At 51.9% G+C, this 24,783-nt stretch carries 26 protein-coding genes; 9 read left to right on the top strand and 17 right to left on the bottom strand.

Translation table 11 applies throughout. From position 1 onward, the window contains the following. Positions 1-163: 163 nt before the first annotated feature. Positions 164-1,582: a DNA-directed DNA polymerase II small subunit gene (locus tag GKC03_03585; protein ID NYT11617.1), complete on the top strand. Its 1,419-nt coding sequence runs from the start codon at positions 164-166 to the stop codon at positions 1,580-1,582. A gap of 158 nt (positions 1,583-1,740) precedes the next feature. Here the strand turns inward: GKC03_03585 and GKC03_03580 are convergent, their stop codons facing one another. From GKC03_03580 to GKC03_03535, 10 genes are all read right to left on the bottom strand, one after another. Continuing rightward, the gene (locus GKC03_03580) at positions 1,741-2,379 is read right to left on the bottom strand and encodes a V-type ATP synthase subunit D (protein ID NYT11616.1); all 639 of its coding nucleotides are present in this window, start codon (positions 2,377-2,379) and stop codon (positions 1,741-1,743) included. A gap of 1 nt (position 2,380) precedes the next feature. Continuing rightward, positions 2,381-3,766: a V-type ATP synthase subunit B gene (locus GKC03_03575; GenBank protein ID NYT11615.1), complete on the bottom strand. Its 1,386-nt coding sequence runs from the start codon at positions 3,764-3,766 to the stop codon at positions 2,381-2,383. After that, a complete protein-coding gene (locus tag GKC03_03570) occupies positions 3,763-5,496 on the bottom strand; it encodes a V-type ATP synthase subunit A (GenBank protein NYT11614.1) in 1,734 nt (577 codons plus the stop codon). Before GKC03_03570 ends, GKC03_03575 begins: the two co-directional genes overlap by 4 nt. A 1-nt stretch (position 5,497) precedes the next feature. Continuing rightward, complete coding sequence (locus tag GKC03_03565) at positions 5,498-5,803, bottom strand: V-type ATP synthase subunit F (GenBank protein ID NYT11613.1); 306 nt, start codon at positions 5,801-5,803, stop codon at positions 5,498-5,500. After that, positions 5,803-6,864, bottom strand: coding sequence for an ATP synthase A1 subunit C (gene ahaC, locus GKC03_03560; GenBank protein NYT11612.1), 1,062 nt, complete (start codon positions 6,862-6,864; stop codon positions 5,803-5,805). Before ahaC ends, GKC03_03565 begins: the two co-directional genes overlap by 1 nt. 4 nt (positions 6,865-6,868) lie before the next feature. Further along, positions 6,869-7,426: a hypothetical protein gene (locus GKC03_03555; GenBank protein NYT11611.1), complete on the bottom strand. Its 558-nt coding sequence runs from the start codon at positions 7,424-7,426 to the stop codon at positions 6,869-6,871. Positions 7,427-7,449: 23 nt separating this feature from the next. Then, positions 7,450-7,680, bottom strand: a complete 231-nt coding sequence (locus GKC03_03550; GenBank protein ID NYT11610.1) for a V-type ATP synthase subunit K — start codon at positions 7,678-7,680, stop codon at positions 7,450-7,452. 4 nt (positions 7,681-7,684) lie between these two features. Next, complete coding sequence (locus GKC03_03545; protein NYT11609.1) at positions 7,685-9,706, bottom strand: V-type ATP synthase subunit I; 2,022 nt, start codon at positions 9,704-9,706, stop codon at positions 7,685-7,687. Further along, positions 9,693-10,025: a hypothetical protein gene (locus tag GKC03_03540; protein ID NYT11608.1), complete on the bottom strand. Its 333-nt coding sequence runs from the start codon at positions 10,023-10,025 to the stop codon at positions 9,693-9,695. The genes GKC03_03545 and GKC03_03540 overlap by 14 nt, the downstream gene beginning before the upstream one ends. A gap of 289 nt (positions 10,026-10,314) precedes the next feature. Beyond that, complete coding sequence (locus tag GKC03_03535) at positions 10,315-10,773, bottom strand: cytidine deaminase (protein NYT11607.1); 459 nt, start codon at positions 10,771-10,773, stop codon at positions 10,315-10,317. 117 nt (positions 10,774-10,890) lie between these two features. On the opposite strand from GKC03_03535, the gene GKC03_03530 reads away from it, so the two are divergent. Further along, a complete protein-coding gene (locus GKC03_03530; protein NYT11606.1) occupies positions 10,891-11,871 on the top strand; it encodes a S26 family signal peptidase in 981 nt (326 codons plus the stop codon). Here the strand turns inward: GKC03_03530 and GKC03_03525 are convergent. Beyond that, positions 11,864-13,099 carry an ORC1-type DNA replication protein gene (locus GKC03_03525; GenBank protein ID NYT11605.1) on the bottom strand — a complete coding sequence of 412 codons (1,236 nt, stop codon included), beginning with the start codon at positions 13,097-13,099 and terminating at the stop codon, positions 11,864-11,866. The genes GKC03_03530 and GKC03_03525 overlap by 8 nt on opposite strands. 297 nt (positions 13,100-13,396) lie before the next feature. Between GKC03_03525 and GKC03_03520 the strand changes: the two genes are divergently transcribed. Together GKC03_03520 and hflX are read left to right on the top strand one after the other, a co-directional pair. Beyond that, entirely contained in the window at positions 13,397-13,819 is a 423-nt protein-coding gene (locus GKC03_03520) for a DNA-binding protein (GenBank protein NYT11604.1), read from the top strand. A 43-nt stretch (positions 13,820-13,862) separates the two neighbouring features. After that, entirely contained in the window at positions 13,863-15,140 is a 1,278-nt protein-coding gene (gene hflX / locus GKC03_03515; protein ID NYT11603.1) for a GTPase HflX, read from the top strand. 75 nt (positions 15,141-15,215) lie between these two features. Here the strand turns inward: hflX and GKC03_03510 are convergent, their stop codons facing one another. Next, entirely contained in the window at positions 15,216-15,566 is a 351-nt protein-coding gene (locus tag GKC03_03510) for a DUF3198 domain-containing protein (protein NYT11602.1), read from the bottom strand. 283 nt (positions 15,567-15,849) lie between these two features. Here GKC03_03510 and GKC03_03505 point away from each other — a divergent pair, with 283 nt between their 5' ends. From GKC03_03505 to GKC03_03490, 4 genes are all read left to right on the top strand, one after another. Beyond that, positions 15,850-16,056 carry a hypothetical protein gene (locus GKC03_03505; GenBank protein ID NYT11601.1) on the top strand — a complete coding sequence of 69 codons (207 nt, stop codon included), beginning with the start codon at positions 15,850-15,852 and terminating at the stop codon, positions 16,054-16,056. Positions 16,057-16,089: 33 nt separating this feature from the next. Then, positions 16,090-17,391 carry a DUF1743 domain-containing protein gene (locus GKC03_03500; GenBank protein NYT11600.1) on the top strand — a complete coding sequence of 434 codons (1,302 nt, stop codon included), beginning with the start codon at positions 16,090-16,092 and terminating at the stop codon, positions 17,389-17,391. A 111-nt stretch (positions 17,392-17,502) separates the two neighbouring features. Next, positions 17,503-18,678, top strand: coding sequence for an acetyl-CoA C-acetyltransferase (locus GKC03_03495; GenBank protein ID NYT11599.1), 1,176 nt, complete (start codon positions 17,503-17,505; stop codon positions 18,676-18,678). A 303-nt stretch (positions 18,679-18,981) separates the two neighbouring features. Beyond that, positions 18,982-20,238, top strand: a complete 1,257-nt coding sequence (locus tag GKC03_03490; GenBank protein NYT11598.1) for a M20 family metallo-hydrolase — start codon at positions 18,982-18,984, stop codon at positions 20,236-20,238. 38 nt (positions 20,239-20,276) lie between these two features. Here GKC03_03490 and ftsY read toward each other — a convergent pair whose 3' ends face one another. The 3 genes from ftsY to GKC03_03475 are packed head-to-tail and all read right to left on the bottom strand — an operon-like array spanning position 20,277 to position 21,965. Beyond that, positions 20,277-21,299, bottom strand: a complete 1,023-nt coding sequence (ftsY, locus tag GKC03_03485; protein NYT11597.1) for a signal recognition particle-docking protein FtsY — start codon at positions 21,297-21,299, stop codon at positions 20,277-20,279. A 7-nt stretch (positions 21,300-21,306) separates the two neighbouring features. Next, the gene (gene pfdA, locus GKC03_03480) at positions 21,307-21,735 is read right to left on the bottom strand and encodes a prefoldin subunit alpha (protein ID NYT11596.1); all 429 of its coding nucleotides are present in this window, start codon (positions 21,733-21,735) and stop codon (positions 21,307-21,309) included. Beyond that, positions 21,732-21,965: a 50S ribosomal protein LX gene (locus GKC03_03475; GenBank protein NYT11595.1), complete on the bottom strand. Its 234-nt coding sequence runs from the start codon at positions 21,963-21,965 to the stop codon at positions 21,732-21,734. The genes pfdA and GKC03_03475 overlap by 4 nt, the downstream gene beginning before the upstream one ends. A 70-nt stretch (positions 21,966-22,035) precedes the next feature. Here GKC03_03475 and GKC03_03470 point away from each other — a divergent pair, with 70 nt between their 5' ends. Then, a complete protein-coding gene (locus tag GKC03_03470; protein NYT11594.1) occupies positions 22,036-22,881 on the top strand; it encodes a radical SAM protein in 846 nt (281 codons plus the stop codon). On the opposite strand, the gene GKC03_03465 is transcribed toward GKC03_03470, so the two are convergent. Together GKC03_03465 and GKC03_03460 are read right to left on the bottom strand one after the other, a co-directional pair. Continuing rightward, positions 22,872-23,690 (bottom strand): hypothetical protein, encoded by an 819-nt coding sequence (locus tag GKC03_03465; protein ID NYT11593.1) that lies wholly within the window; start codon positions 23,688-23,690, stop codon positions 22,872-22,874. The two genes, GKC03_03470 and GKC03_03465, sit on opposite strands and share 10 nt — an antisense overlap. Positions 23,691-23,774: 84 nt before the next feature. Next, positions 23,775-24,737 (bottom strand): DNA primase catalytic subunit PriS, encoded by a 963-nt coding sequence (locus tag GKC03_03460; protein NYT11592.1) that lies wholly within the window; start codon positions 24,735-24,737, stop codon positions 23,775-23,777. Positions 24,738-24,783 lie beyond the last annotated feature (46 nt).

Raw genomic sequence — 24,783 nt, 5'->3', positions numbered from 1 at the left:
ATCTTTCGGGGCAACGGTCGTCAATGTTGATGCTTTATTGGTTCTCTATGATCTTGAAATTCGCCAGAGTCCGTATCTTTTAATCTTGATTATCGACGCGTGCATCAATCCAGGTCTTCTTCGTAAGATTAATTATGGAGTTGGCCCTAACCCATAAGAGAAGATGAAGGGACGTGTTTTGGAGGCACTCGCAAGCGATGGCGTACTTCTGGAGCCCGACGCCATAGATTACCTTCTTGGCCAGAATGATCCGTTGACTTATGCGAAGACGGCGCTTTCAATGATGCCCCAGAAGCCCCTTATTCTGACGCTAGACGACCTTGTGCCAAACGGGGTGATTGAGGCTTTTCCCGATCCTCCGGCCCCCGTCATTCCCAGGAAGGAGACGGAAGTGAGGATCCTCCGGGACGTTACCGGCCTTTCCTGCTGCGAGGGCGATATCACCGATTTTGCCAGATGTTTCCTGGACCGCTTCCGCAAGATCAAGAAGATGCTGGTGAGGAGGAGAGAGCTCGCGGGCTCCATTTCAATCGAAAAGGCCATAAAGGTGTCCAGGGAGGTCCGCTTCATTGCCATGGTGAATGAGGTGAGGAGCACCAAGAACGGCCACAAGATGCTTGAGGTCGAGGATGAGGAAAGCAGATGCCTGGCTCTGATCACGAAGAGCTCGGATCTCATCAACGAGTCTATCATTCCAGACGAAGTCATCGGCATCGTAGGCAAGACCTCGGCAAAAGGCGATATGGTCATCGTGGAAGAACTGATCAGACCTGACATCCCTCTGACGAAAACCCTCCAGCCCATCGATTCTTCTGCGTCGGTTGCGTTCGTCTCAGACATACATGTTGGCAGCAACACTTTCCTTCAGAAGCAATGGGAGCGAATGGTTTCCTGGCTCAGGAGCACCTGGAAGGAGGATGGGATCGAGTACATGGTGATATCGGGTGATATCGTGGACGGCATCGGCATCTTCCCCAATCAGGAGGATGAGCTGGAGATAGACGACATCTTCAAGCAATACGAGAGACTCTCAGAATTCTTCAAGGACATTCCTGACGGGATTAAACTCGTCGTACAACCTGGGAATCACGATGCGGTGCGTCCGGCGGAGCCCCAACCCACATTCTCGCAGAAGATAACTGATCTCTTCGACTCTTCGATAATATTCGTTGGTAATCCCTGCCTCCTTGAGATCGAGGGACGGTCCATTCTCACATACCATGGTAGGAGCATGGATGACCTAATCAATAACGTCCAGTCCTTGAGTTACGAGACGCCAATTGAGGCCATGAAGGAGATGCTGAAGCGCAGGCATCTCTCACCAATGTATGGAGGCAAGACCCCCCTGGCCCCAGAGAAGGAGGATTACCTGGTCATAGACCAAGTTCCTGATATCTTCGTAACCGGGCACGTTCACGGCGCAGGCTTGTCCGAGTACCGGGGGGTGAAGCTTATCAACGCCTCCACCTGGCAGGCCCAGACTTCCTTCCAGAGAATGCACAATTTTAATCCAGATCCGGCGAAGGTCCCCATCATCCACCTGGGAACTGGAAGAAGCACAATGATGGATTTCAATTCTTAGTGCTGCCCTGGAAAACAGTAATGGGGAAGGGGTTTAGAATCAATAGTTCCAGAAGATTAGTATGAATATCCAGCCCATGATGAGCATGAGAAAGGCCACGAGCTGCGCTGCACGAATCATCAGCGCTCTCTTCCTCTGGGGATCCATGTCTCGGAACATTACTTGACCGCAGCCTCCGCCTTCTGCTTTATGCGCTTCAGGCGGAAGATGTTTTCCCTCTCCATCTCCTCAAGGCGGAACTCTATGAATGCTTCCGCCTCCTGGAGATCGGGGATGACGCGGTACTCGAGAGCGTTCACCCTTCGCTTGGTCTTCTCCACCTCGTCAAGCAACCGCTTCATGGTGGTCTCCACCTCGGCCGCAAGAACGATGGTCTCTGCCAGGTTCTCGAACGCGTCGGCGGCTTCGTCGATGTAGCTCGATGTTCCGATAACGCCGTAGCCACGCTCATCCACCTTGCTCTTGATGGAGGTGGTCTCTATCTCGGGAACCACCAGGCCCATTACGTTCTTGCTCCGGAGCTTGATCTCGGGGTGTGACTTGAGGGCGAAGGCGGCTGATTGGACGGCGAGAACGCCATCGACCGCCTTGGCCACGGCGATCTTGTCCATCGCGACCTGGTAGTCATCGACCACCTTCTGCCTGATCTCCTTCGCCTGCTCAAGGATCTTGAAGAATTCCAAGACAAGTCCGTCCCTCTTCATCTTGAGGATCTTGTGACCTGCCTGGGTGAGCTTGATCTTCTTCTTGATCTGAAGCAGCTCGGACCTGGTTGGTTTGACCTCCTTCTGGGCCATTCTACTCACTCTTTCTGTACTTGGGGTGGTATTTCTCGATGTACTTCCTGTCGATACGGACCAGTTGCTCTTCGGGCAGTGTCGCCAGTATCCCCCACATCAGATCCAGGGTCGTCTCGATTTCCCTGTCCTCATCCGGTCCCTGCCTTACGATCTTCTTCTCGAACAGGTCGGCGAACTCCAGGAACTTCTGGTCCCTCTCGGAAAGGGAGTCCTTCCCAACGATGGCCACCAGGCCCCTGAGATCACGCCCCTCCGCGTATGCGGCATAGCACTGATCCGATACGGCCTTGTGGTCGTCCCGGGTATGACCGGGTCCGATACCAGCGTTCATGAGACGGGATAGCGAAGCCCCCACATCGATGGGCGGGTAGATTCCAGCGCGGTGAAGCTCTCTGGAAGCCACGATCTGTCCCTCGGTGATGTATCCCGACAGGTCTGCGATCGGATGGGTGATGTCGTCACCGGGCATGGATAGGATCGGGATCTGGGTAATAGAGCCCTCCTTGCCTTTGATCCTACCAGCACGCTCATACAGGGATGCAAGGTCGGTGTACATGTATCCGGGATATCCGCGCCTTCCTGGAACTTCCTCTCTGGCTGCTCCAATCTGTCTGAGCGCCTCACAGTAGTTGGTGATGTCTGTGAATATGACCAGCACCTGCATGTTCAGCTCGAATGCCAGGTACTCTGCGGTCGTCAAAGCAAGCCTAGGAGTGATTATTCTCTCGATCGCGGGGTCGTCTGCAAGATTCAAGAAGACGACGGCTCTCTGCAGAGCGCCCGTCCTCTCGAAGTCCTGCATGAAGTGCTGCGCTTCCTCGTTGGTGATTCCCATGGCCGCAAAGACCACGGCGAATTCTTCCTGTTCTCCAAGCACCTTGGCCTGTCTGGCGATCTGAAGCGCGATGTCGTTGTGGGGAAGCCCGCTTCCTGAGAATATGGGCAGCTTCTGTCCGCGGACAAGGGTGTTCATACCATCTATGGTACTCAGACCGGTTTGGATGAACTCCTCTGGATTATCCCGAGCGAAGGGGTTGATCGCCGCGCCCACGATATCGAGTCGATCGTCAGGCACTATGGGCGGACCCCCATCCATGGGCTCTCCGGACCCCGAGAGGATCCTTCCAAGCATATCCTTGGAAACCGGCATCTTCATGGTCTCCCCGAGGAATTTGACCGCGGACGCCTTCTCAATTCCGGCGGTACCTTCAAAGATCTGGACCACAACGATGTCGTCAGAGGTGTCAAGAACCTGGCCACGCTTGATGTTTCCATCGGGGAGCTGTACTGATGCCAACTCCTGATATCCCACCGGCTCTGTCTTCTCTACGAAAACGAGCGGGCCTGCAATCTCAGTGATAGTCCTGTACTCCTTTGAAATCATGCACTACCTCCCAGCTCTGCGAACTGCTTGTCCATGTCCTTGATGGCTTCCTTGAGTTCCTGGTCCACGTTCTCTTCGTACTTGGACTTGGTAAGGCGGTACCTCACGGGAAGGTCTATGATTGCATCTACTGGCATGTCTGCATCCAGGGCCTTCATCGACATGTCGTTGAACCGCTTGATGGTCTTCAGCATCTCGTACTGCCTGGACAGCGGGGTGTAAGTATCGACGGGGTGGAACGCGTTCTGCTGAAGGAAGATCTCCCTGATCATCCTGGCAATCTCCAGTATGAGCTTCTGCTCATCGGGCAGGGCATCGGAACCAACAAGCTGAACGATCTCCTGAAGCTCCGCCTCTCTCTGCAGGACCTCCATGGTCCATCCTCTTAGCTCGGGGAAATCGTCCGCTACGTTCTCACGGAACCAGTTGTTGACGTTCCCGACATACAGTGAGTAGGATGTTAACCAGTTGATTGCGGGGAAGTGCCTCCTCTCGCGAAGCTTGGAGTCCAGGGCCCAGAAGACCTTCACGATCCTCAGTGTGTTCTGCGTGACGGGCTCGGAAAGATCTCCCCCTGGGGGAGAAACTGCACCCACCACCGAAACCGATCCGTTCTCTCCTGCGAGGGTCTTTACCCGTCCGGCACGCTCGTAGAACTCGGAGAGCCTCGCCGCGAGATACGCGGGATAACCCTCCTCACCGGGCATCTCCTCAAGACGGGAGGAGATTTCCCTCATGGCCTCCGCCCACCTGGATGTGGAGTCGGCCATAAGCGACACATCGAATCCCATGTCGCGGTAGTATTCTGCCATTGTTATACCCGTGTAAACAGAGGCCTCTCTAGCCGCCACAGGCATGTTGGATGTGTTGGCGATCAGGACGGTCCTTTCCATTAGGGGATCACCAGTCCTGGGGTCCTCCAGATCGGGGAATGTGGTGAGAACCTCTGTCATCTCATTACCCCTCTCGCCGCATCCGATGTAGACCACGATCTCGGCATCGCTCCACTTGGACAGTTGCTGCTGGGTAACCGTCTTTCCAGTTCCGAATCCACCGGGGATGGCTCCAGTACCGCCCTTGGTTAGTGGGAAGAGGGTGTCGAGGATCCTTTGACCTGTGATGAGAGGGATGTCGGGTAGGAGTTTGTTGGCGAACGGTCTGGCCCTCCTTACTGGCCAGTATTGCATCATCTTGACCTCCTTTCCGCCAATGGTCGCCACAATATCATCGACGGTGAAGTCCCCTTCCTTGATATCGTCAACGGTCCCCATCACTCCGTGTGGAACCATGATCCTGTGCTCGAATCTGCTCTCGGGCACGGTGCCTATTGTCTGGCCTGGAACTGCCTTTTCCCCCTTCTTGATGGCGGGTGTAAAGGCCCATTTCTTCTGGTGATCCAGGCCTGGGGCAGAAACGCCCCTCTTGATGAAGTCTCCCATTGCCTTCAGCAGGTTTGGGAGAGGTCTCTGGATACCGTCATACACGCTACCCAGGAGTCCGGGTCCCAGCTCGGCAACCAGGGGCTGCCCAGTATCCACGACCTCCTCCCCCGGCTTCAGTCCGGAGGTGTCTTCGTAGACCTGGACGACCGTCTTGTCACCGACGATCTTGATGACCTCACCCATCAGGCGCTCTCCACCCACCTGTACCACATCGTACATTCTGGGTGAGATGCCCTGGGCGGTCACCACCGGCCCGGCGATCCTGTAAATCTTTCCCAATTTCGCCATTTCAATCCCTCTCGGTTTTATACAAATCAACGCCAATGGCTCTCTTGACCTTTTCTCGAAGGTCTCCTTCTTCTACGCCCACCGGAACCACGACGGGCGCGATGCTCTCCATCGCCTTCAACCTGACGTTGGAGCTAAGATATTCAAGATCCGATGATTCTATAGCTAATACGCCTATGCTGGAATCATTGAGGAGTTCCAGCATTTTATCCTCATAGTCATCAGGACCCGCGGTATAGATACGCTTCAGACCTGCGAGTCTGAAACCAAGCACGAATTCTTCATCTCCCAAGACCGCGATTTCCATTATATCACCAATAGACTCTTGATGACCTCAGAATCCATCCCGCTTTCTTTTCCGCGAGCTATGATCCTGATGTTCTCAACCTCAATCTTCTTCCTTATCAAGTAATCCAGAACGGGAAGCACGGACAGCGGATAGATGTGAGAGAACCTCTCAGATTGTCTCATGAGATGCCTCTGCAGCTCCCGCATGACCGTTGTCAACGAGTCACCTTTCTTGGCTTCCTCCAGGCCCTCGCTGATGTTTTCAAAGAAGCTGAACTTGCTGAATTCATCCACCATTTGCTCGAAGGTATCTATCCCTGCCAGCCGAGTGAGCTCATTTATGCTGAGTTCCTCACCCCCTCCGATGAACAAGTCGCACATCCTCTCCGCGGGGATCTTGGCCCGCTTCAACTTGAGAAGCGTACGAACATTAGTAACATCGATCTCCCTCCTCATGAAGGAGAGGAATAGCTTCATGGGCTTGCTGGTTGGCTTGATTCTCTCGAACAGCCTGGTGTAGTAGATCTTATCCAGGAAATCCTCTATGGACTGAAGGGATCCGGACTCCTCGAAGATGGTCATCACATCATCTGGGATGCTCAGACCCTCCTTTCTCCTGACCGCCTCTAATATTTCTACATTGCTCTCCATAGCGATCAGCGAGTTCAGATACTCCTCGTTGAGCTTGCCTGCTGGGACAAGATCCTCCTGAATCGCCTCGGCCGTAGCCCCATAGAACTTGCCCCTCAAGATGGTCTTGATGTTCCAGAAATCCCACCTGAAAAGGTAGGCCTCGATCATCTCCTTGAGTTCCCCCGTACAGAATCCAAGCACGTTGGAGTTCATCCTTGCCAGATTTCGGCTTGTGCCCAGTTCAATCAGGTTCACACCAGAGTACCGGGATGCCAACTCCGCCATCTCGTTCTGGTACTGGGTCTCCCCAAGGAACCGACCGATCTCGTTCAGGTCCATCATGAGTAGTTTGGGGTAGTTGTCCCTGGTCAGCAGAAGGCTCTTCTTAGCCTTCACCCTTGCGCAGGCGTACGAATAGTTACCCTTTCTACCCCAGTTTAAGACCATATTCTCACCCAAACAGGATCTCTGAGACCTCTTTGAGTTCTTGCTCCCATATGCCTTCCAATATGTTTCTGAAACGGTAGTCTAGACGTACAGACCCATCCTCGTTCTCGAGTATGAGTCCGGCCTCGATGTCCGTTTCGTTGATGGTACCCAGTCCCTGGACGCCATTCAGCAGTGCTGAATCTCCTCTAGGACAGTAGACATTCGGTCTGGGAATGACTGTCTTAGCAGCGTCGATGCACTTCCGGTACACCCGTGTCTTGTCATTGGAGGGCATGGCCGAGAGCTCACTCAAGGCCTCCTCGAAGGTGCGATCTAGGATCTCCTTCTTCTTGTTCAGCACGATCTTCTTTGCCTCAAGCTCGGCACTTGATATTTCTTGCCGGCGAAGGCGTTTGAGGGTGTCTTCGAGCTCCTTCTCCTGCGCTTTGCGCATCTTGGAGATCTGCTCTTCAGATTCCCCGAGGATCGCTTTCTTCTCTTCCTCGGCGCGCTCGATGAGCGCGCCAGCCTCCCGCCTGGCGCTGTCTATGATATCCTTAACTACTTTGTCTAGCGCCATGAAACGGCCCCGTTCAAATCAGCTTACGCTGTACCGATAGTCGTCCAGAGCAGGATAGCGATGATCATACCGAAGATGACGATGGTCTCCGGAATCACAGTAAGGATCAGACCCTTACCGAACAGCTTCTCGTTCTCGGCCATAGCGCCGATAGCAGCGGAACCGATGTCCTTCTCCGCGATACCGGAGCCAAGGGCACCTAGACCTACTGCGAGTCCTGCACCCAGAGCGATTAGCCCTGCCTCTATTGCCATTTCTTCACACCTCCGTTGTGTACTTCCTAACGATTTTGAGCGGGTTGAACTTCGACCCGCCGCCCTCAAAGAACTTGGTGAAGAACTCGACATACTGCAACCTGATGCCGTGCAGTCCTGCCGAGAGTATCGCCAAGATGAAGATCATCAGATGTCCTATTATGAAGATCAAGAGGGCGAATACGATCATGATTCCCCCACCGGGGGCAATCAGCACGATGGCGATGGTATTGAAGGCCAGCGCCATACCCGCCTTGGACATGCCAATGGCGGTAAGACGAGTGTAGGAGAAGATGTTGCTCATGAGCTCGGGCAGCTCAAGTATTGCAGCCCCTCCCTCGGCTTTTACGGCGAGTATTGTGCCCACTATGATGAGGGCGATGCCGCCGATGAATATCGGACCCAGGACGAAATCCTGACCAAGAATCAGGATGTTTATCATCTCCAGGCCGAACATCACACCACCGATGAGTATGAGCATCCAGCTCCCTTTCTCGAACAAAGCCTCCTTGGCACCATGTCTCATAGCCACGTTGGCCGCGCCCATGACGAAACCCACGAACAAGTGGGCGACGCCAATCCACAGACTGATGTACAGCAATATCTTCACATCGTGCAGCTTGCTGTATATCCCCAGGGGTATGGCCGTGAACCCGAGGTCAATATGGTGGGGGAACTCGAATTCAATGCCCATCTGGTGGAAGAGCGCTGTCCAAGTTATATCCCCTTCGTGTCCGGTCGGGGCAAAGTGCATACCCAGCGCTTCTCCGAAGAAGAAAAGACCAATGATGGTGGCCCAAATACCTCCGTAGAAGAGCATGGTCGAGATCGTGCGCCACTCAGGAGTGGTGCACTTCTTCAGTCCTAGCCATCCTAGTATAAGGAAAGAAAGACCGTAAGCCACATCTCCGACCATGAAGCCGAAGAATAGTGGGAAGAATATTGAAACAAGCCAGGTAGGATCGGCCTCGTTGTACTTGGGCATCGAGACCAGCTCGATGAGGAATTGGAACCTGCTGACCGTCTTTCCGTTATCGAAGTCTACCGGCACATTGTCAGGGTCTTCCTCACCCTTGTGCTCGGCTTCCTCCTCTCCCTTTCGATCCTGTTCCTTCAGGATCTCCAGGTGGATGTCGCCGCCTACCCCATCATTTAGTGATTTCTCTATGAACTTGACTTTCTTGGTCGGGACCCATGCGTCGATCACGAAGGCGTGTTCGGTCGCTCCGAAGCGGAGGGGTGTTTCCGCCTTCTCGACCTCGATGCTCAGCTCCTCATCGGCCGCCAGCACGAAGGAAATGTGCTTATCCCTCAGTTTCTCAAGAACGCCGGAGACCTCTTCGAGTTTTTCATTGAGCTGGGCCTCCTCCTTTTCTATTGTGTTGATGATGTCCTCTGGGTTGCCCTCACCCTCGGGAATGGCGACCTCGGAGTAACCGTTCTGGACCAGGAGCCTCTGAGCCTCGGTTGCCTCCTTGTTATCTACGAACAGCGCAACGTGCTTGGCACCTGCGCTCTTGAAAAGCTCGAAGTTCTCCAGCGACTCTCTCAAAACACCCTCTGGATCCGCCCTCACCGGTCCAACGAAGACGGTGATGCTCTCGTAACCCTTGTAGAGGTCAAGGTCCAGGGGCAGCCCTCGGAAGAGTTCAAGCTCCTTCTTCTTGGAATCAAGCTCACTGAGCCGCTGCTGGATCTTGTTCTTGGAGTCTGCCACGCCGGCCGTCTCTATCTGAAGGGCGGTCAGGGCTTCGTCGAACTCCTTCCGAATCCTCTCAGCGGTCACTTTCTCTTCTACTGACCCTTCCTCGATCTCAAGGTCTTTCTCAACCGCCCTGAGCTTGAGGAGCTTCTGGGACGCTGATGACGCCTGTTTTAGGGGCGCCCCCAGGCTCATTCCCTCTTCCTCTGAGGAAAAATCGACGAGGTGAACAGATTCCATATCGTAGAGGAGCTCTATTGTCCTCTCGAGTTGTTCCTTCGAGCCTACGATGAGAATCTTTGTCATTGACTCAGGAAGTAGCATCTATTGTCCTCTCGAACAGTGATTTAAGGTGGATTTTAGCCTTCTTGACGAGTTCGCTAGATCTCTTGTCTATCGCCGCCGCTTCTTCCTTTCCCTTCTTTAAAAGCTCGTTCCGGAGACCGGCAACGCGGTCTCTTTCTGAAGAAAGGGCAGAACTATGTTCTTCTCGAAGCTTTGCCTCAGCCTTTTGCACCATATCAACGGCTTCCTTTCGAGCTGAGGAGACGATGTTTTTCTGCTTCTCCTGAGCTTCAAAAAGTATCTGCTGGGCATCCTGTTCGGCGTTTTTTATTTTAAGGAGTATATCAGCCCGACTCAAGTGCCTCTCCCCGTAAGATTTCGGGGGAAATAGGCTCATGATACTTATAGTATTTCCCAAAGTGCGAATGTCGTAGCCGAAAGAAATCGACATCAGTCGAATTTTTGATGCTTTGTCCAGTCGGTTAGCTAGAACTAGAGGGAGCTGCTCTTCTAAATGCCGTTTATCATGTTTTTCTTGTCGAAAATTCTCTTTAAAGATGTAAATCGTAGTTTGATGCATCATATGTAGGGGACATCCTCGATTTGCCCGTTGATTGGGTGTTCCTACCTACGAATATCCCAATGATTTACCTACTTGGGTGCATATCGAAGCGCCTGACCTTGACTTTGCTTTCGTCTAGAATGCTCTTCGAGAGGTTGTCCACATAATCGTCCATATACACGACCTCCCTGATCCCGGCGTTCACCAGGATCTTGGCGCATAGAACGCAGGGGAATGCCGTGGTGTAGATTTTACTATCCTTAATAGACACCCCGAAATAAGCTGCCTGGATGACCGCGTTCTGCTCGGCATGCACACCTCTACACAGCTCGTGCCTGGTACCGGACTCGACGTTGTTCTTCTCCCTGACGCATCCAACCTCGGCGCAGTGTTTAATCCCTTTGGGTGCACCGTTGTAACCAGTGCTGAGCACTCGCTTCTCCTTGACGATGACAGCCCCCACCTGACGTCTGAGGCAAGTCGACCTCTTGGATACTAATTCGGCCATCATCATGAAGTACGTGTCGTTGTCAGGTCTTTCCATCTAACAAGTCAACTTCTCCAGGGTATTTCGCTTTTTTCCTTGAGGGCAATGAACAGTGCCTGACCAAGTTAGCGCCATTACTACAAATATAAATAATGAAAATACGTTTGAAGCCCCGTGCCCCAAGAGGACAGGAGATCTAAGGGCATCCCTGGTGCCATCAAGGGCGTGATAGTGGCCGTTGTTGTGGTCGTTATCATCATGGCTTCTCTCTATGCCTACACTGGGAAATGGCCCCCGATGGTCGTGGTGGAATCCGACAGCATGCAACACTCCAGCGATAGGAGCTTCATCGGCATAATTGACACAGGAGACTTGGTCTTGGTCAAGGAAAAGGACCCCGCTACCGTCATTACCTACCTTCAGGGCCAAGAAATTGGGTACCAGACCTATGGGGAATATGGTGACGTCATCATTTATCAACGATACGGTAACCCCAACTACAAATCGATCATCCATAGGACCATGTGCAGAGTGGAGTACAACACCACCGGAGGCGGTTTCGATGTTCCAGAACTGGCGGACATACCCGCGGATCAGTGGAATGTGCTTGGATCCAGCCAGCAGGTCTGGTGGAACCTTGATGGCATAGTGGAGATATATGACATAGGATACATGGAGGTCACGATCCATTTGGATCTTGGTGCTTTGATCAATTATTTCCATGGCAGAGGGCGTGTCCCTCACAGCGGTTTTATTACCATGGGGGACCACAACATGGCCTACCAGGGGGGTGAGCTGGTGGGTCTTTATGATCAGCTGGCCATTTGCAGGGAGCCCATACAATACAACTGGGTATTGGGCGCGGCAAGGGGGGAGCTTCCATGGTTCGGCCTGTTCAAGCTTTGGGTGACCGGCGAAGCCCCAGATAACGTTCCTCAGAATAGTGTCACGAACCTTTGGCTAACTTTGGGGATAATCATAGGAGTGCCGATAGTGCTCGATGTGACGACGGTCATAATGAAGCACAGGGGGGTGGACATCTGGGCGTGGACCAAGAGGTTCGGTCTGAGGCGTTCCAGCAAAGAAAAAGATGAGTGTCTTTCGGATGTTGCCTGCGAGCCCGAGAAGAAGGGGCCAAAGAAGAAGATCAGATGAGGGTTGTCTGAGTCTTGGGCTTGTATTTCTTCAGATCGTGTAACATCTCATCCTCCTCCAGGATCCTCTTGGTATCGGCTGTGGAGACGCTGCACTCTATCTCCCTCGTTCGGCCTCCCCTGCCGAAGGATTTCACCCTTGCGTGAATTATTCCCAGCATGTCGAGCTCTGATATCAGATCGGCGACCCGTCTCTGGGTTATCACACTCACTCCGGCCATTCTGGCAAGATCCTTGTAGGTCTGATAGACCTCCCCCGTTGTCTGGCGGTTGGTGCCGCGTTCCTCGTTCGTGATTATCGCATAAAGGACCAGTTTGGATTGCGCCGGTAGCGTCCGAACCGTCTCGGTCACGCAATCGAGCTCGATTTTGTTCTTTGCCTTGTAAACGTGAGCCTCGGTGATCCGCTCGTCGCTGACCCTCTCCGCTATCTCCGCCGCAACACGCAGTAGATCAAGGGCTCTCCTTGCGTCTCCGTGCTCCTGGGCGGCTAGCGCGGCACATAGTGGAATTACCCCTGAGTCTACGGCGTCATTGAAGAAGGCCAGCTCGGCCCTCTGATGAAGAATGTCTTTCAGCTGCTCCGCATTATAGGGTGGAAACACCATCTTCTCCTCGCCCAACCTGCTCCTTACCCTTGGATCAAGGAATTCGGTGAACTTGAGATCGTTAGATATGCCAATTAACGACACTTTTGCGTTCTTTAGGTCGTCATTGATCTTGGAGAGGTGATACAAGACGTCGTCACCACTCTTGTAAACGAGTTTGTCGATCTCGTCCAGAACGATGATTGCGATCTTGCTCTCTTCGTCTATTTTCTCCCTCAGGATGTTGTAGACCCTTTCTGTGCTCCATCCAGTAAAGGGGATTCTTTCGTCGAAATCCCCAATGAACCTGTTACCAATGTTCTGCAGAATTCCGTACTGGGTATCGACCACCTCGCAGTTCATGTAGATGAAGGTAACACGTTTGAAATCCGAGTCTGCCTTGTGGATCTCGTTCCCGAGAAACTTCACTGATGCTGTCTTTCCGGTGCCAGTCTTTCCGAAAATCAGTATATTGGATGGTCGCTCCCCTTTCAGGGCGGTTACCAGGACTGAGGCGAGCTGGTCTATTTCATGCTGTCTATGAGGGAGCTCGTCTGGTATGTACGATGGTCTCAGGATCTCCCTGTTCCTCCTGAAAATGCTGTTGGCCCTGAGGTGCTGAGTGAATATGTTGTTCTCCAGATACTCTCCCCCATTTGAGTTGAGTCGGTGTCTAAAAGGAGTCCCACCCCTTTATTTCCTGTGGAAAAACGAGGTATCCCGTCTCCAAGTCAAAATGGGAAAGCGGATAGATGTACTTTACTTTTATCGACGAGGGGGGCTTTAAAGAGGTTCATCCTTTGTGGTTAACAGGGGTAACCCAGAATTCGAAGACCCACCCCTTTATTTCCTGTGGAAACTCAAACACGCCTGTGGCGAGCGTTTTTGCATTGTTCACTAACCTTGAAATAATGATTGTCAGATAGAACGTTGGATTACATGAAACACAAGACCGCTGAGAACGTGATGATAATAAAATTGGATGATGGGGAGGACGTCCACGAAAGTCTCTTGAGTATTTGTGGAAGGGACGGCATCAGAATGGGGTGGATCCATTCGGGGATAGGTATACTTCGTGATTTTACCCTTGGGTATTACACCAGAGAGGGATATTTAAAGAGACTATTCGAGGAGCCGTACGAGCTCCTATCGTTGACTGGGACCGTCACGCTTGACGCTGAGGTTCCCATACACCTCCATGCATCTCTTGCTAGCAGGAAATACGAAGTGGTTGGAGGACATCTTTTTGGGGGAACTGTAACCAACCTAAATGAAATCTTGATATCCAAGATACCTGATGATATTTGGATAGGTAGAACGCTGAATCCCGTGACAGATTACTATGAACTCGATATCAAGTAAGATGGGGCAATCGAAGCAGAGGCGTTCAGCGGCAATCATTACTTTGACTGAGGATGTTTTTGAGTTGGAAATGTTGGCCGAATCCGCAGGGTTCGAAGTAATATTCGAAGTCATACAGAGAAAGTCTGATGGTAACTCTCCCACGTTCTTGGGAAAGGGCAAGTTCAACAGTCTTAAGAGTTTGTTGCTAGTCCATCCGGTTGATGTTGTCTTGATCAATGGAAATCTGAGGCCGAAGCAACATTTCAATCTCGAGAACTCTCTAAAAATCGAGTGTCTGGATAGAATCGGTTTGGTACTTCTCATATTTGCTGAGAAAGCTAGGGATAAGAAAGCGAGATTGCAGGTTGAGAAGGCTCGTTTAGAGTACGAGATCCCCCTCCTCAGAGAATGGATACACAGTGCAAAAATGGGAGAACACCCGGGTTTTCTGGGAAGCGGTGAGTATCAGATCGATGTTTATTATGATCTTGTGAAGAGGAGGATAAGAAAAATAAGTGAGGAATTAAGTACTATAAATCTTGAAGAGGATATTAGAAGAAAGCATAGAAGAAGTAAAGGATTCTTCCTAGTTGGCATTGCAGGCTATACGAACGCTGGGAAGTCTTCTCTCCTCAACAGACTTACTGGTGAGAGAGTTGTGGTCGAGGATCGCATGTTCTCCACTCTCTCTACCACCACAAGAAGATTGAGTGATGTAAAAAAAGGGATACTGATCTCCGATACGATAGGGTTCATTCAGGATTTACCCTACTTCATGATAGAATCTTTCATGACCACCATAGAGGATCTGTATCTATCTGATCTCATACTCCTGGTCATCGATTCATCGGATTCTGTCGATACCATCCAGAAAAAACTTGAAACTTCAAGAAAGATACTTCTACCAGAAATATCACCTGACAATATCATAATTGTTTTAAACAAGACAGACCTAGATCCCGATGGAGTGGATGGTAAGTTAAAGAGATTAAGAGAACTGTTACCGGAAGCAGGGACACTATCAATATCCCTCATGCTCAACCAAGGCGTGGACACTCTACTGGAGAGTGTTGTTGACTTCTTTAGATATGGATGTATAATGAATTTCTCAATACCCAATACATCTGATTCGCAACCCTTCGTTTCCCATCTTTACGACGTATCTGACGTGATCGGCATCAAATATGACACAGACATCAACATATCCCTTGAATGTAGGGATAAAGATCTGGAGAGGATATCAAGGTCCATCATTGCCCTTGACGGTCACATAACCTCCATCTATCACAGAGAAAACACTCACCAAAACGAACTGGATGAACGACCATTCCCCAGTTAAAAGATCTCATAAGAACATTTTCGACTCCCGCGCTACCCCCGATTTTAATTTCCACAGGAAATGAAGGGGTCCCCCCTACTTGATCCCTAACTTCCTCTTCTTCTCATTAAGTTCCTCTTCGTAACGAACGGGCAATCTCCAAGCCACATACTCGACTTCGTCGAGGTTCTTGATGAAGACGGCTTTCTTGTTCTCGGAAAGCAGGTTGTAGAATTTTCTGACCCTCGACTGAAAGGTCACTATCCAGATTAGCCCGATTAGAAGACACAGGATTCCAGCTATGAGCACGACCAGATCCGCTCCCCCCAAATCAATCAGGTCGGGACTGAACGTACCAGCTATTCCAACCAGGGTCAGAGCCAAACCCAGTATGAACAACAGACCCGAGACGACAGGGGCTCTTTCGATCAAGAAAGGCTTCGCCATAAATTGGCCAAGATAAAGGTCTCTATTCAATCTTTCTCTACCTTTACAGAAGTATATGGAACAAGAAAGGATATGCTGCAATTAGTACCATGATAGAATAACCCCCTCATCCGTCAGCATCCTGTGGACCCGAAAAACATCAGAAAGAGGACTCTTCGTTCTCTCGCTGACCTCGATAGCACTTTTACTCCTGGCCTCAGATCTCGCACCTCCGCAAATATCGGATTTCGGGAGCCTGCGGGACGACGGAGAAGAAGTTCTCGTCGTCTGCGCTTTGGTCGATATGAAAAAGACTGATAATGGGTGGATACTCACACTCATGGATCTCGAATCCATGACTGTAAAGGGTTTCTGCCCAAAGACCTTAATGCCCGCCCCGTTCCCGGAAGGGACCATACTGGAGATCAGGGCAATAGCGTCATTCGATCCCGACCCATTCCTGTTCATCGAAGGGATCTCGCCCCGCACTCCTGGCGAAGGAAAGATATAAAGACCTCTGAGGTCTAGCTGGCGAAGAGGCTAAATGTACGTTGCCATCGACGATACGGATTCCAAGAGCTGGATGTGTACCACGTTCTTAGCCGGGCAACTCATCGCCTCTCTACCTGACCTTGATCTCATTGGCCACCCCCGCCTAGTAAGACTCAACCCAGCGGTTCCCTGGAAGACGCGAGGAAACGGCGCGATATGCCTTCGTTTCGGGCACGGAGGGGGACGAAGCCAGCTAATCGGGGAGATCGGCGGGAAGGAGGTACGAGCCTTTGAACGCAGTAAAGAAGCGCCGGACAGAGATCTGCTGATGAATGTGGCGATGGGGCTGGTGAAAGAATGGTCCAGAGTGGCAGAGGGGGCCTCACCCGGCGTAGTCGTGTCACCCAACAAACCCGAGCAAGCACTGTACTGGCAGGCTGTAAGGGGTCTCGTCCTCAAGGAGGACGTCGTGGAAACACTCTCCTCCGGCGGTGCGAGTTGGGGCGGACTCAATGGCGCCAGAGGAATCATAGGGGCCTCGGCAGCCATGTCGTGGAGACCAAGAGACAGGACCTATGAGATCCTAGCCTATAGGAAGCGGGATAACTGGGGGACGGAGAGGTTCATCGACGAAGACTCGGTCAAATCCATGGACCAATCTTTTCCCTCTACCTTCAACAACTATGATTACGAGGAAGGAAAGATAGTGATCTGCCCCAATTCACCTTGTCCCGTGCTCTACGGGATACGTGGCGAAAATCCCGATGATCTGTTCAAAGCCCAGAGAAGTCTGATCTCTGAAGAGGGCGATGGACACCTCCTCTTTCTCACCAACCAGGCTACCGACGATCACGTCATCAATAGATTCAAAGAACTCCTTCCAAACCGGTCATACTCGATTATAGGTAAGGTCATAGGTCAACCAAGAGATCTGCCGGGCGGTCACACGTTTCTGACCATCGAAACCTCAACGGCATCGTTGGAAGTAGCTGCCTACGAACCTACAAAACGCTTCAGAGGAGTGGTCAGAGCCCTCCTTCCAGGCGATTCTCTGAGAGTTGTGGGAGAGCTGAGGGAGGAGCCGAGAACCCTCAACCTCGAGAAGCTTGAGCTGTTGGATCCAGTCACTCAGTGGCGGAAGACCTCCAATCCGCGGTGCTCGTCCTGTGGAAGACGGATGAAGTCCATCGGCTCTGGAAAGGGGTACAGGTGCAGGCATTGCAGCACTCGCGCAGGAGAATCCTCAGCTGAGATTCACCCCGTTGAAAGAAATCTGAAACGAGGTTGGTACGAGCCACCCGTATCGGCCAGAAGACATCTGAGTAAACCCCTGAAGAGAATGACCAAATCATAGGACTTCGTTCAAAGTCGAATAGAGATACCGACAATTTTTTATACACTCAGGTTTTAGCAACGAACAGCCTGTAAGGGAGCTCAGGGAGCGAAACACAGGAGTTATGATCATATGAAAGAAGTTGTCATTCTCAGCGCGGTAAGGACCGCGATTGGCAAATTTGGAGGAAACCTCACAGGCATGCCGATCACCAAGGTTGGTGCAGAGGTAGTCAAAGAGGCGGTTTCCAGGGCTAATGTAGAACCCCAAGCGATAAACGAGTGCCTCATGGGACAAGTTCTCCCTGCCGGGGTTGGCCAGAACCCTGCAAGGCAGTGTGCGATATATGCCGGTCTTCCGGATGAGATGGGCTCTACGACAATTAACAAGGTCTGCGGATCAGGCATGAAGGCCGTGATGTTGGCCGCCAACTCCATCAAATCAGAGGAGCACGAGGTCATTGTGGCTGGAGGAATGGAGAACATGAGCGCTGCCCCATACCTCATGAGGGACGTCCGTTGGGGGTTGAGGATGAACGACGGCAGTATGGTGGACTCCATGGTCTATGATGGTCTATGGGACATCTTCAACGACGTTCACATGGGATTGACCGGGGAAATAGTGGCCGAGAGGTACAACGTGACAAGGGAGGAAGCCGATGAGCTAGCCTGCCAGAGCCATATGAAGGCTAAGCGTGCCACTGATGAAGGCAGTTTCGAGGAAGAGATCCTCCCTCTCACCATCCAGATAAAGAAGAAGGAAATCGAGCACAAGGTCGATGAGGGCATCAGACCCGACACCACTATGGAAACCCTGGCTCGATTGAGGCCAGCCTTCAAGAAAGACGGGATCGTTACCGCGGGCAACTCCTCACAGATTAGCGATGGGGCTTCTGCCCTGGTCATCGCCTCCAGAGAGTTTGCCGATTCGAATGGAATAGAGCCCTTAGCCACCATAGTTGGATATGCAACGAGCGGGACCAAGCCCGAGTGGATAATGGAGGCGCCCATCGTCACAACCCGAAAACTCCTTGATAAGACGGGGTTGACAATTGACGACATAGACCTGTTCGAGCACAATGAAGCCTTTGCCACGGCCTCCGTCGCAGTCAAGAAGGAGCTGAACGTTCCCGAGGACGCATTCAACGTGAATGGGGGGGCAGTTGCGCTTGGCCATCCAATCGGATGCAGCGGTGCAAGGGTCCTGACCACACTCCTGTATGCCATGAAGCACAGGAAAGCAGAGACCGGCCTGGCTACGCTGTGTCTTGGCGGCGGGAACGCCGTCTCCATGATCCTGAGGCGTTAACCTCCAAACCCCCTTCCAATCTTGATGAATCAGCCAATGACCGAATTGATTGGGTAGATCATTCTAACGATTCGATCATGTTGAGACACAATGATTGCGGGTTCAAGGATGTCAGGCCAAATCCCCAACACTCGAGGACTTAGACGAGAGGCCGTCCAATGTCATCGGGAACGAATATAGACAGCCACTCATCGTCCCAATATCATCTTCGGGCATCTGGACAATTCTCAATCAATTATTATCAAAATGGAATCCGAGCGTAAATCCTTTATTATGAGAAGGCTCTTTTCCACCGGGATTCATATGCCATCCATTGATGGACTCATCGCATCTATTGACGGCTACAGAGACGAAATGGCCGACGCTCTAAAGGAGCTACTCCGCATCCCAGCAATAGGACCAGAGAATGGTGGGGACGGAGAGTTCGAAAGAGCCCGCTATGTGAGAGATCTGGCAGGGCGCTGTGGCCTCGAAGACATCGAGATGCTTGACGCCCTAGATGAGAGGGTCCGCCTCAGGCTTAGGCCGAACATCGTGGCCAGGCGGAGGGGTAGATCCAATCGAACCGTTTGGATAGTAACCCACATGGACACGGTACCACCCGGCGATCTCGATGCCTGGAGCCACCCACCCTTCTCTCCCAAAGAGGAGGACGGCAAGATCTTTGGGCTAGGCGCCGAGGATAACGGCCAGGCCCTGATCGCATCCATGTTCGCTGTCAAGGCCCTCAACGAGATGGAAATGAGCCCGGATATGACTTATGGCCTTGTCATGGTGGCCGACGAGGAAACGGGAAGTGACAAAGGAATAAACTTCCTCATTCAAGAAGGGGTCTTCAGCAAGGATGATATAATCTATGTGCCAGATTTCGGCGTTTCTGATGGCTCGGTCATCGAGGTCGCTGAAAAATCCGTTCTGTGGCTCAAAGTGACGGTTGAGGGGAAGCAGAGCCATGCTTCGATGCCCTCCAAGGGAATAAACGCGATGAAGGTGGGCTCCGAGTTCATAGTATTCTTGTTGGATTACTTGAAAGACAAGTACGGGAAAATGGATCACATGTTCATTCCTCCCCGATGCACGTTCGAGCCCACCAAGAGATTGCAGACGGTTGGAAACATCAACACCATTCCTGGAGACGACGTTTTCTACTTTGACTGCAGAATCATTCCAGATTACGATCCTGACGATGTGCTGGAATCGATTAAGAAGGTGGCAAGCCTCTTCGAAGATCGTACGGGCGCTAAAATTAGCGTCGAAATAGAGCAGGAAACGAGATCTGGGCAGCCATCTGACCACGAATCCGAAGCGGTGAAGCGTCTCAGCGATGCAGTCAAGAAAGTGAGGAACGTGGAGCCGCAACCCCGGGGAATCGGAGGCGGCACCTGTGCCAACCTGTTCCGGTTGGAAGGGTACCCAGCCTACTCCTGGCAGACGGTTGAGGAGATGGCACACAGCGTAGACGAGTTCTGCCGGATTGACAATTTGGTTGATGACGCAAAGGTTTTCGCCACGGTCCTGGCATTCCTGTGCTTCCCTAACGATTTTGGCATAGAAGAGTGAAAACAGTAAGGGGGATAGACCCCCCAATCTCTAATATTTCAGGAAAAGATCCTTTCTATCATCCATTTGGGATCATATTTGACGAACTGGTCATACTCCTGTCCGGTCGAGAGGAAAGCCAGGGGTTTTCCTACCGTGTATGCGATGGAGAGTGCCGCACCCCCCCTGGAATCAGCGTCTATCTTGGTTAGGATCACCGCATCAATACCAACGGCAGCATTGAATGCCCTGGCCTGTTCTATGGCGTCGTTGCCCGCGAGCGAATCGCCAACGAAAAGAACAAGATCTGGCTTTGCGACCCTCTTTATCTTCTTCATCTCATCCATGAGGTTGATGTTGGTCTGCATTCTTCCCGCGGTGTCTACCAGCACCACGTCCTTCCTGCGAGCCTTGGCGTGTTCAACCGCGTCGTAGGCCACCGCGGCCGGGTCTCCCCCAGCCTTGTGTTTGATGACCTTGCATCCCAACCTATCGCCGTGGATCGTCAGTTGCTCTATCGCCCCCGCCCTGAAGGTATCCGAAGCCGACAGGACGCAACTGGTCCCCTGATGAATCAGGCGGTTAGCCACCTTGGCGATGGCCGTGGTCTTGCCTGTACCGTTGATACCTACGAACATTACTATTACCGGTTTGTCCCGGTGTGAGACGAACTCGTCGAAATCGAACTCATTCTGGTTCAGAACCCCCCCAACAGCCTCGCGGAGGGCATCCGTCACCACCTCTCCTAGATCGGTTTTCTTACTGATCTTTGATCCAGTAAGGGAGTTCTTCACTCCACTTTTGATCTCCTCGACCACCTCGAGAGCAACATCGGCCTCCATAAGCTCTACCTCGAGGTCCCAGAGCAACTCATCAAGCGCTTCTTCGTTGATCTTTCTGCCCGCTTCCCCGAAAAATCCACGCCTGGATTTCTCTTTTATGGGTTCTGGGGGCTTGCCTTCCCCGACCTTTGGTATGGAAGACGCAGTCGACTCCTTCTCCTCGATTTCGACATCCTCGGGGAGCTGCTCCTCCGCCTTCTTCTTGAATAAAGAGAGCTTCTTCTTCAACGAGTCAAACATCTAATATCTACCCTTTAGGCCCTTGCTGGAGTTTCTGATAGGCCTCCTGGAACTGCTGGTTCAGCTTTGCGTGCTCCGCTTCCAGGAACCCCCTTCTTTCCGAGATCTTCTTGACGGTCTCAGCCAGCTCGCTTATGCGAACTTCGACGATGTCCTGAGCCTCCTCTGCAGACTTCTCCACAGTCACCCCGCTCCCAAGCCCAACAAGAACCTTTTCACTGGATGCCACTTTAGCATGCACGAATGAGCTGCCACCCACAGGAACCAGGATCTCAGATCCATCACCAGCGGATTGGTATTGTTTCAAAGTCTCTCTAGCTCTAATGTTCTCCTCTAGGGAGAGTTGGATGATCTGCTGCTGCTCCGCCAGCCCCTCTAGCTGAGCCCGATAGTATTCCATCGTAGCCATCATCTGTCGGAGTTCTTCCTCGTTCATCCCTTCTCCTCCACTAGGTATTTGACCGTCAGGTCGCTGATATCTTCTCCAGATATCTCCACTATGTCCTTGATTTGGATTTCTTTCCTGTTAAGCCTGTGACGGCTGCCTAGGGTGGAGAGCACCTTGTCAGTAGCCCCCTCCACATCTTCAGCGGCGACCTCTAGCTTGAAATCCTGCCACTTCCGCTTGTCTATCTTGAATGAACCAATTACCCTGAACGCTTTCATCAAATCTCCGCTCGATGTGAAGCGAAAGCATCGAATAAAGCTTTTGGTATGCTATACCCGGAGGTCATTCATGCCAAGAAAGGCGGCGTTCTTCTATTCCGCAAAGGTATTTCCTGCTGTTTCGATAACAGCTAACGATTGTTGGCTTGGATGTGACCATTGCGATGGGAGATACCTTTCAGGAATGCTTCATGTGACCGAACCCCAGGATCTTATCAGAATGGCGAGTGATCTTGAGATCCAGGGGGCCAAAGGCCTTCTCATAAGCGGCGGTTGCCTCCCCGATGGGTCGATTCCCTTGGCTCCTTTCATCGATGCCATTGGGGAGGTGAAGCGCCTCACCGATCTCGAAATCAACATCCACACCGGCCTTCTCGACAAGGAAACCGCCGAGCGGTTGGTGGGTACAGGCACCGACTGCTTCTCCCTGGACGTGATCCAGGACCCCATAGTCATCCGAAGGCTTCTTCACCTCGACCTCGAACCCAAGATGTACGCCGACACACTCGAGCATCTTCGTTCATCGGGGGCAGAAAGGGTCGTCCCTCACATCTGTGTCGGTCTTCCATTCTCTACCGTTCAGGGGGAGAGAGAAGCCCTCGAACTCGTTTCCGGTTTCGATATATCCTCTCTGGTCGTGCTGGGTTTCATACCAACCAGGGGCACCCTTGCCCAGGATCATCCACACGCTCCGTCCTCAAGGATTCTAAAATTCATCAGCGAAGCCAGGGAAACGCTGTCCTGCCCCATCCTCCTGGGCTGCATGAGGCCCAGGCATGATAGGACCTTAGAGTGGCGGGCTCTGGAACTCGGTGTTGAGGGAATAGCTGCCCCTTCAATGAAGACAGTTGAGTGGGCCAAGAATGCTGGATATCAGGTTGTCTTGGGGGACAAGTGTTGCGCCCTCTATCTGTAGATCGCCTTGGTCGAATACCTCTTCTTCATTGGCAGTAGGTAAGAGAGCCATCCCACGTTCACGATGATGAAGAATATCGCGAACAGGGGAACGTAAGTGGTGAAGGTGGTCGATATCGTCTGATGCACCGTGTACTGGACAGTATCAACCGAGCTGAAACGGTAGTCGATGACCATGTAGAACTTGCCGTAATCCGAATCAGGGAAATTGAACGAGGTCGATGGATTGACTATGTAATTATCGCTATTGATCCTGTAGAATCTAAGCTGATCCATGTTGCCTGAATGTATGAGGAAGTTCTCCTCAGTCACTACATATACATATGCTTCGCCCTCGCAGGCGAAGGATAACCGGTTGGTAGTAGTAAGTCCAAGAACGTCCTTGTTGTAGAATGATCGAACACCATCGATCTCGCCGGATTCGCTGAGGACCGACTCCACTCCATCAGAGATAACTGGCACCCAAAGTATGATTATCACTATTGCGGAGACCGCTATGATTGCCAGGCTCCGCCGGATCGACCTCTTCGTCATGTAATACTTGGCGCTGTCTGTTTTGACGACCCTCATCTCTAAGCCCCGGAAGAAGCAACCCTCAACATTGATTAGAAGGAGCATGAGGATGACGAAATATATGAATGAATCCAGCGGAAGGTAGAATGGTTTAACCGAGAAACCGCCCTCCACGTTCAATAGAAAGATGGCTATTGCCAGTATCAGCACGAGCTGCACGGCGTACAGATAGATCTTCGTCCTTTGGATACGCACCATGCGGTATCCGCCTTCCAAGGCATCCTTTCCTTCCACCATGTGCTCAGGGGCAACGATTGGTGTGTTACATAAATAAGTTTCCGATATTTTTCTCAAGCCAGAAATTATCTCTCAATGGGATTTTCACCCTTCCAGGCGAGCCTGTCTCCTGCAAAGGAAGAACATAGCAGCATACGCTGGCACCTCACATTCATCCTCGAGAACGAACCTCTCCCCTCTCAGCTTGATATCCTGTCTCTCATCCATGAATATCGTGATGGGATCATCGGAAAATGCCCAAGGGATGGCATCCCTAAGTGGATCGAACCCTTCCAGCTGAGATCTCGTGAGCTCAGTGACACGAAGTGAGGTCTTCCCATGCAGAGATCCCGGCATACGTATCAGTCTCTTGATATCGCTGGTCACGGGCTCGTCAACTTGACCAGCCATTCCGGTTTTGATATCTTGCTCGACCAGTGCAAGAAGAAGAGCCTGATCACGTGGGGCCAGATCCTCCAGGTTACCCTTCTCTAGAATGAGGTCTCCAACATCCTTTCCGCCCTTATTCGAGCGGACCGCCTCCCCCAAGCTGACCAATCGGTTATCCGACACCTCGATCGTCGATGGATATCTTTCCTTAATCTCGGCGATATCCAGCGATCTCAGATCACCAAGGAGGCCCTCAAGTCCTTCACGCATCCTCAGGCGCCATCCCCCCGAGGAAGCGGAAGGCACAATTCGGGCCTTTTGGACAACCTGCCTATCCCCAAACCGCTTCTCGAAAGAAGCCCTCTCCTCAAAGGCCCAGTCAATGTCCAGGTCAGTTCCCGTTATGTAATCTACGATCTCCCGCCTTTCGTGGCTTCTTAGCTGGAGCACCTCCTCAGCAGAGACGTGGGCGTGATAGCCCCTACCTCCCGAGAATACCAGCCTTAACTCGGACTCACCGAAGCCCAGATCACCCAAAAGGAAGTCATCGACCAGCCTGATGAACTCCTTCTTCACCTGGGCTAACATATCAGGATATGAAAGCCCCCCCGCTCCTCTTATGTGGTCAGCATCGAGATCGAATATCAGGTCCGCCCCAAGCCAGGACTTCTCTTCCATAGTGGGTGCCCCAGGCGTTGCATAGTACGCTGAGGAGTGATAGGCG

It is taken from the genome of Methanomassiliicoccales archaeon (genome assembly GCA_013415695.1).
GTDB lineage: Archaea > Thermoplasmatota > Thermoplasmata > Methanomassiliicoccales > JAAEEP01 > JAAEEP01.
The sequence above is the reverse complement of the archived record's forward strand: the minus strand, read 5'-3'. Positions and strand labels throughout refer to the sequence as shown.